This is a genomic window from Mycoplasma testudinis ATCC 43263 (assembly GCF_000687795.1).
Classification (GTDB): domain Bacteria; phylum Bacillota_I; class Bacilli_A; order Mycoplasmatales; family Mycoplasmoidaceae; genus Mycoplasmoides; species Mycoplasmoides testudinis.
The window spans coordinates 1-8,933 of sequence record NZ_JHXT01000031.1 but is presented as its reverse complement, the minus strand read 5'-3'; the positions used below and the strand labels follow the sequence as shown (position 1 = coordinate 8,933).

The following is an 8,933-nucleotide window of genomic DNA, read 5'->3' as shown; positions in this document are numbered from 1 at the left end:
TTTAGGCATCATGAATTACGAACGCGACGATAGGCAAATGAAAGTTCGTAATTGGCAAAGTATAATTCAGCAACTCGAAATTCTATTTGATATAGATTTGCAACCAGAATAAATACAAACACTTAATTTATTGTTCAATCTTGACCAAGAGTCAAAGATTTGCGCGTTTAAATAATGATAAAAACGGAAAATTGCGAAAGCGTTTCCGTTTTTTAGTATACTTTTAATAACACGATGTCAATGGTTTCAAAGAAATCTAGACATTAACACACTTAAATCATTACTTCCAAAACTCCATTACGCTGGATAACTAAATCAATCTCATTTTGATTGCTATCTCGATAATAATAAAAAGCAGCAGGAGTGTTAGTATTTTGATAACTTTTCATAATTTCGTTTATCATATAGGTTTCTACAAAAAAACCAGAAAAATAAGACTTTGCTAAAGTTTTTGGGTCAATCAGTCTTGCCAAATAACATGCCAGACCAGTATCATTAAAATACAATTTAGGTCGTCTTGTAACTCGCTTAATAATTGAAGCTTCATAAAAAGGTTGGAGCAAATGAATAATACTTGAGGTCTCTAAAACACTCACTCAACTTTTTATTGTGTTTACCGAAACACCAACTTGCTTTGACAACTGGCTATAATTTAGTTCTTTACCTGTCAATGATGCAATCATTTGAAAAAAATTATAAAAATTAGATAAATCTTTCACAGAAACGATTTCACGAATATCTCGATCTAAATAAGATGATACATAACCTTGATAGAATTTATTTGAATTTAAATTTGAATCTTTATATAATTCAGGGTAAGATCCTTTAAATATTTTTTCATATAAATTATCAATTTCTATTTTGTCTTTCAAACGAGGGATAAAAGTTTCGGGATTGATGTCAAAAGCAATTTCTTTTCGTCCTATTATTTCATTAAAACTTAATGGTAATAAATTGATAATACAAACTCTACCAGCTAACGACTCGGTTACATTTTTCATCAAATTATATTGATGTGATCCAGTTAGAATAAACAATCCATTTGGTTGATTATTTTCCATTCTAGCTTTATTTACAATGGGGGCAATGTAATTAAATAAAATTGGCGCATACTGAACTTCATCAATAATTAGCGGAGGTTTATAAATGTTAAAAAATATTTTTGGATCATTGATAGCTAATTGTCTTGCTTGAACATCATCCAAGGAGACATAATTCATTTTCAAATTTTTATTTAAAAACATACAGAGAGTAGATTTTCCAACTTGTCTTGCTCCCGTTATTAACGTGACAGGAAAATGTTGAATACTATCCATAACATCAGAGACAATAGTTCGTTTAATCATAATAATTTTAAGTTAATTACACTTAAATTTATGAAAAATTTAAGTTATATTGCAAATTTACATAAATTAGAAAACATATTTTTTAAATACAATTATCCGCCGTCCGTAAATAGAACTCGACTTAGCATTCAAAAACTTAACCCTGTGCTATCTATCTTAAGATTATTCTGAGATGGTAACTCTAATTAACTGGGAATTCAAAATTTATCGTACTAAACTGTAGACTCTATGGCAGAGTTGATTGTGGAAACGTGTTTGACTCCCGTCATCTCCGCCATAACATTAATGACAATAAGAACTAGTTTGATTCTAGTCAAAGTCACCAAAATTAAACCCAAGCTTAATTAGTTCGGTTTTTTGCAAACACAATAATAATATTTGTTTTAACGAAATATTCATTCAAATATTAGGCTAATCTAACAATTTTAAGAAAGTGATAGCCAAACGTTATCCATGATTATTAGTTTGAAATATTCTTTCTTGCTTTCGTCATTTCAATCGCTTCAAGCCATATTAACCATGAATTCTTGTCCGTAAGAAACATAATTATCTGCATCCGAAGATCATTTTATGTAATATCCCATAGAGACAATTAACTTATTAAATGATAATAACGCCGTTCTCTTATTACCGTCAATAAATTCGTGAGATGTTGCAATCCCCTTTATGAACTCAAATCAATAATCTAAAGTATCATAATAATAGTTATGAAATAATTTAAATACTATATTGAAAATCAGACTTTGAATCTTTGAAAACTGATACATCGGTATGCTATAAATAATTGGACTAGTCTTAATTTGTGGCATTTCTGAAAACTCTTTTTTACAATCATAAAAAGTTTTTTTGTAACAGATTGTAATCATTTTCTAAATTAAATAAATCATTAGAATAGTAAAGATTTTGAAGTTCAAAATCAATTTTTATTATCTTTGAAGAAGATTGATATTCGTGTTGAAAAAGATTTCCGTGATCTCAAACGAAACGACTGCAAATTACATGAGAGTTGTAGATTACACGCTAAAGAAAATGTATATCTGAATCATTAAATACACGATTTTCTTTAAAAAGATTGACCGAAATTAATTTTTTCTTTTTAGTAAAAACAATATCACTCATAAAATGTTGTAGAACTGATTAGGTTTTAGCAAGTGCTTTTAAAATTTTAACAAAATCCTGTCTCAAAGGTTCAATGTTTGCTAAATCACAAGATTTTGCGTATTCTTTCGTATTAAAAGGAGTGACGTTTTTCAAAAATATTTCTAAACTAACAATTTTTGGAAATATTTTTTTATCCTTCATAATTTGTTCTACTTACACTTATTTGATAAATATTTAATTTTAATATTGTACAAAAAACAGTTAATGAAGACTAATACTCCAGGGTTTCATAAAAATAGATTGAAAACCTATCATTTATTAACTGGTAAAGTTAAATCATCTGACTATTCGAAAATAGACCAGTACAGCACTAAAAAAATAACTAGCAAATACTTACTTTGATAAACGTTTTTACTAACACCCACTTTTAAAACTATTAAAAAAGAGTAGAATTATTAGCGTCTTAAGAATAATGTCATAAAGAGTAATTCATATGAAAAAAACTAAACGAAAAACTTGGATATTTGCAGGAATTTTAGGGCTTTCTCCAATCATAGCTTTAACAGTCGGAGCGTGCGGAAATAATAGTGATTTAACTAATCACAAAGATAATACGCAATCTAACGCAAAACCTACTTCAACTAGTTCAGATTCAACGCAAACTAATTTACAACATTCTCAAAATATTGAAATAAATACATATTTGAATAACTTAACAGACGATTTTAATACAAAATATAAAAACGAATTAGCAAGTAGTTTTATGAATAAAAATTCAAATATTGATTTGGGTGTCATTATTCCAGAACTGCCAAAGGATTTAAAAAACAGTGGATACACAACAAAGCTATCGGTTTTAAATAACACATCTGACAATAATCAAGGTTCTTTGAGGGTTGTTATTGAAATAAAAAAAGATCAAAAAGTAATTAAAACATCAGATCCTATTAAAATTTCAGGATTTAAAACATACCAAGATTTAATTACTAATTATATAAACCAATTAAAACCTGTTGTAAAAACAAATCTGTCAAACCTTTTACCATCTGAAATAAAGGATACAAATCTATCTAAATTAGGAATAATATTACCACCATTAGATCCAATTTTGGTTAAAGCAGGATATGGGATTAAACTATCAAATTTATCATTATCTAATCAAGACGGATTTATAAAAGATAACCTAATTATCACATATCAACAACAACCTCTTACCCAATTTAATAAAGAATTTAAAGTTGTTGGATTTCAAACTACATTGTCTAGAGACAAACAGATTCAAGAACGCGACGAATCTTTAATTACAAACTACATAAATAAATTAAAAAATGAATATTCAATCGATTCAAATACTCACGACTTACCAAGTGGCGTAAAATATGCAACAACATTAGACGGAATTGACTTTGCATTACCAGAAATAAACGAAGTTTTAACTAACGAAGGATATAACATTGGATTTAAAGTTCTAAATGCAGATGACAAGAAGGGAATACTTACAATTAACGTTTTTGTTCAAAAAAACAATCAAATTGTTGGGCCAACAAAAAATATCAATATTTCTGGATATAACACTATTTACAAAAACGAAATAAAGGATTTTTATAACAAATTAATCCTGAAATATAATGAAGATTCAACCAATAATGAAATAAATATTCAAACAGATAACACACAAAGAGCTGCCGAAGATATCTTTGACAATTGAAACACTACAAATCCAACAATAGACCAAGTTAACTCAATCATTCCAAACAAATTTCAACTACCAAACCTACCATCAGATTTGGTTTCTGCTGGATATAAAATCAATTTAACCAAGTGATCTGTACAACCCATTGATCAAAAACAATATAATAATATATCCACAATCACTGGCTCGCTAGTAATTGAAGATAATCAAGGTCAATTCTATAATTTATTTGGGAAAGTAAATAATTACCTACCTATTCATATAACTTTAACTGGATTTAGTGATGCACCTCAAATGATTCAAAAATTCTATCAAAAATTTGTTACAGGATATCGAATCAATAGTGATTATGAAAACCAATCCCCAAATTCCATTTTAAGTAATTTAAAATCGCTAGGATTAAAAATGAATACCCCAATTTCTATAGCGGTAACTAAACAATTAAATGATATAGTTGGATCTGATCCAAGTTCTCCAGATTCGTTTTGGAATGTCCCGTTTGGTTTACAAATAAAAGGCTATCAACTGAAGATGGAAGATGTTACTACTGATGACAGTAGTATCTCAGGATATATTTATTTTACTGACAAACAAGGTAATCGCATTAACTATCAAGGAAGAATTGATAAAAGTAATAAATGACACCAAAGTTTTGTATTGTATATATTGAAAACAACTTTACCGTCAAATTCTTAATTTATCAAAGCATTAAATTATAATAATGCCATTGCTGAGTGAACTAAGTCATAAGACTTACGTTCGGTCTGGATATCAAGACTAGTAAGCAATGTTGGCCATCGTTCCCCCAATTAAAACATGTGGAATAACCGCCTTTAATTTCTGGCGCCTAAACAAGAAATTCAAATCCAGGCTGGTATTGAACCAAGGCTGGATTTTCGTTTTATATTAAGAAATTTAGAACCATTAAATTAAATAATTTATCCTAAGGTTGCTAATAATAAAGCTTTAATAACATGCACGCGATTCTCGGTTTGGGTAAAAACAACACTTTGTTTTGATTTAAATACTTCATCGGTAACTTCCATAGCACCAGTCGAAACTTCAGGATATTTTTTTCCATAGGTTTTTTTAACAAATGCTGATATTTCAGTTCGGTCATCATGAAATGCAGGTAAACAATGCATAAAGATGGCGCTTTTTTTAGCTGCTTTCATAGTTTTTGTATCGACTTGATAATTTCTTAATAAATCGATTCGATCAATCAAAAATTTTGGATCCTCGCCAATTTCTAATCAACCATCCGTATAAACCACATCAGCATCTTTAGCAGCTTTGAATTTATCTTCAATGAATGTTAACGAACCACCATTAATAGCAAATAAATTTTGAGCCTTTCTAACAACATCTTCATGTACTAATTTAAAGTATCTTTGTGGTCCAGATAAAACTATATTCATGCCTGAAAAAGCACAGACCATAACTAATGAAGCTGCAATATTGTTTTTAATGTCACCAATAAAAACAGCTTTTTTGTTTTTTAATTCACCATAGTGTTCATGTAATGTAAGCAAATCTGTTAAAACTTGAGTCGGATGATCAAAATCACTTAAAGCATTATAAACTGGAACATTAGCGTTTTTAACAAACTTTAATAAGTCTGAATGTTTAAAACATCGAAAAGCAATTGCATCATAAAATCGGCCCAAAACAATGGCCGTATCTTCCACTGATTCTTTTTTACCGAAATTTGATCCCGTTGCTCCTATATAAGTACAACTTGCTCCTAAATCTGCACAAGCTATTTGAAATGCTGATGCTGTTCTAGTTGAATCTTTTTGGAATAATAAAACAATGTTTTTTCCTAAAAGCTTATCCTTAGTCAAAACTTTATCAATATATTTTGTTTTCTTTAATGTTAAAGCAAGATTAATTAAATACCAAATTTGTTCAGTACTGAAATCAAATCCACTTGCAAAACTTTTGCCTTTTAAACTAATTTTCATTGTTTTTTCCTACTTTCAATTGCATGTCAATCATAAATAAAACTTGGCAAAGATTTTCCAATTAATGCTTTTTTTATTTAATCTTTTTTATGCTTATCTTTATTATATTTATTTTTGGACGTGATCCATTTTAATTGGAGCACTAATTCCAAGTAAATTTAAACAATATTTTATTGCACTTCTAGCAGCTTTAGCTAAACAGATGCGTTGGCCTTTGAGTTCTAAATCTGTTAAATCATTTACGCGGCATTCATTATATCAAGCATGAAACGCTTTTGCTAGCTCGTGAACATATGTTACTACCCGTTGTGGTTCATATGATTTAACCACGCTGTATAATAAAGGATCTAAAGAAAACAGCATGTCAATCAAGGCTCTTTCGGTTTTATGTATTAATTTAGTAAATTCTTTAGGTTGTTTAAAACCTTTTGGTAATTTAGCTTTCTTTAATAATTGACAAACTCGTGCGTGAGCATATTGAACATAATAAACAGGATTAGAATTATCGTTCTTAGTTGCTTTATCAACATCAATTACTATTTGGGTGTTTGGTGATTGTGCAAGAACATACCAACGGGAAGTATCAACACTCATAAACTTTAATAAATCCGGAATCGTTAAAGCTGTTCCTGCTCGTTTTGATAAAGTTAATTCTTTTCCACCTTTTTCAAGTTTAACCATTTGAATTAAAACTACTTCGAGTTGATCAGGTTTAGCTTTAATAATTGGCATGGCCAATTTCATTCTCTTGACATGCCCTTCGTGATCACTACCTCAAACGTGCAAGAATAAATCAAACCCACGTGATTTTTTATTTGCTTGATTTGCAATATCTGTTACAAAATAAGTTCTCGATCCGTCGCTTTTGACTAGAACACGATCTTTATCGTCTTGTCCACCATCAGTTGTCTTCAATCAAAGCGCACCATCTTTTTTGTAAGTATGGTTTTTAAAACCTGTCCGCATTAAACGTTCAATAATTCCAGAATAAAAGACTTTAGTTTCGCTTGTTCAAGTTTTAATTTCAACGCCTATCATTGACAGATGTTCACGAATTAAATTTAACATTGTGTCAATACAAAAACGTCAGATTATTCTTTCTGTTTTTTTATTCTTAATAATGTTGTTTTCATCTCATTTTACATTCAAAAATTTGTCACCAAATTTTTCTTTCATTTTTCTAGCAACAAGATACGGGTCTTCTCCGGGATACCCACCTTTAGGAAATTCAACTTTTTTATTAAACAATTCAAAATAACGAACCAATACTGAAACTTCAAATAAAGCAATTTGAGTACCCATGTCATTAATTCAATATTCACTTGTAACTTTATGCCCCACTGCACGAAGTAAATTAATTAAAACGTTACCAACATAAGCATTACGAACATGCCCTAAATGCAACGCTCCAGTTGGATTTGCTGAGACATATTCCATATTAATCTTTTTTATTTGCGATTTTAATAATGGTTTTGCATGATAATTTTTTTCTAAAAAAGGAGCTAGTGCTTTGTTATATATTTTTGGGTTTATAAAAAAATTGATAAAACCTGGTTTAACCGCTTCAACCTTAAGAAAAAAATGCTTGTATTCTTTAGCCAAATACATCGATAATTTTTCTGCAATTTCAAGCGGATTTTTTTTCAAAGGCTTAGCCAAAATCATTGCTACATTTGTCGCAAAATCACCATATTCTAAATTCCGAGTCATTTCAACAACAAAGTTTTTGGGCTTTTGTAGATTAAGTGTTTTTAAGGATTGTAAAACACAATTGCGAATAAATAAATAGTTCATAATAGACTCGTTTGATTTTTATTTAATTGATATTAATAATATTGTATTTTACGAATTGATTTTTAGTGAAAAAAGTACCGTAAAATCAAAGTATTTTTAAAATAGCTACAAAAATTTACAAATGCTTTAAATATCACACGATAAATTTAAATGACCATTAATCAATGACAGCAGGGTCCAGTAAAAAATGAAAAGATTAATTGTTTTTATTTTTTTCTGTATATCAATTTGAAAACGCACCTTTAACAATTATTATCTTTTTAAAAGAGTCTTTAATTAAAGATAAAGGTTTTTTGCTCTTACTCTGATTTTGCACAATTAGGTAAACCTAACACAGATAGAATATAACAAAGCCTATCCGACAAATTACATATAAAATCTGCTTCTAGCAGTTTTTTAAACAATCATCTCTGTTTATTATCATAATTTAGTATGGTGTTTTTTATCTGTTTACTAAATACAATACAAATATTGTGAACTATATAAAAAGGCACATTTTCCCCAAAAAATATAATGAAAATAAAGCAAAAACGAAGATTATGCGCGTGATAATAAGTTTTAAAATATCACATTAAAATTCTTATACCTTGGAACAAACAGTAATATAAAATCAAAAACACCTTCAATGATTTAGTTAATTGTTTAGAACTTAAAATTCGGTAGTAATGAAATAAGTGTGTTAAATTGGCATCGTGTTAAAATTCAAATAATTAATTAGGTAGTAATGAAATAAGTGTGTTAAATTGGCATCGTGTTAAAATTCAAATAATTAATTAAGGATGATTAACAAGATGGCAAAGAAAATAACTCCAAAACCACCTAAATCTGAAAATTATCGAAAAGTAATGGACCAATTTAACCAATTGGTACTAGGAAACCCAGATATTTTTGATGCTAGCAGTGCCAATAGTTTAATTAAATCAATGACAGAAGTATTTTCTGAACCACTGAATGCACTTCTTAAAGCCGAAATGGATGAACATTTAGGAAGAAGCGAATACGAGCGTTCTGAAAACTCCAATCGCCGGAATGGTT

General features: G+C 29.0%; 7 protein-coding genes. 2 read left to right on the top strand and 5 right to left on the bottom strand.

Annotated elements, in window-relative coordinates:
- Positions 1-272 precede the first annotated feature (272 nt).
- From T384_RS06790 to T384_RS07360, 3 genes are all read right to left on the bottom strand, one after another.
- Positions 273-1,346: an ATP-binding protein gene (locus T384_RS06790; protein ID WP_084266160.1), complete on the bottom strand. Its 1,074-nt coding sequence runs from the start codon at positions 1,344-1,346 to the stop codon at positions 273-275.
- A gap of 425 nt (positions 1,347-1,771) precedes the next feature.
- The gene (locus T384_RS0105680; protein ID WP_027120191.1) at positions 1,772-2,155 is read right to left on the bottom strand and encodes a hypothetical protein; all 384 of its coding nucleotides are present in this window, start codon (positions 2,153-2,155) and stop codon (positions 1,772-1,774) included.
- Positions 2,156-2,483: 328 nt separating this feature from the next.
- Entirely contained in the window at positions 2,484-2,648 is a 165-nt protein-coding gene (locus tag T384_RS07360; protein ID WP_156933152.1) for a hypothetical protein, read from the bottom strand.
- Between the two features lie 292 nt (positions 2,649-2,940).
- On the opposite strand from T384_RS07360, the gene T384_RS0105670 reads away from it, so the two are divergent.
- Entirely contained in the window at positions 2,941-4,836 is a 1,896-nt protein-coding gene (locus T384_RS0105670) for a lipoprotein 17-related variable surface protein (RefSeq protein ID WP_027120190.1), read from the top strand.
- A gap of 242 nt (positions 4,837-5,078) precedes the next feature.
- Here the strand turns inward: T384_RS0105670 and argF are convergent, their stop codons facing one another.
- The gene (gene argF / locus T384_RS0105665; protein WP_027120189.1) at positions 5,079-6,104 is read right to left on the bottom strand and encodes an ornithine carbamoyltransferase; all 1,026 of its coding nucleotides are present in this window, start codon (positions 6,102-6,104) and stop codon (positions 5,079-5,081) included.
- Between the two features lie 108 nt (positions 6,105-6,212).
- The gene (argS, locus tag T384_RS0105660; protein ID WP_027120188.1) at positions 6,213-7,898 is read right to left on the bottom strand and encodes an arginine--tRNA ligase; all 1,686 of its coding nucleotides are present in this window, start codon (positions 7,896-7,898) and stop codon (positions 6,213-6,215) included.
- 791 nt (positions 7,899-8,689) lie between these two features.
- Between argS and T384_RS06785 the strand changes: the two genes are divergently transcribed.
- A partial coding sequence (locus tag T384_RS06785) for a transposase (protein ID WP_036498791.1) occupies positions 8,690-8,933 on the top strand: 244 nt, incomplete at its 3' end.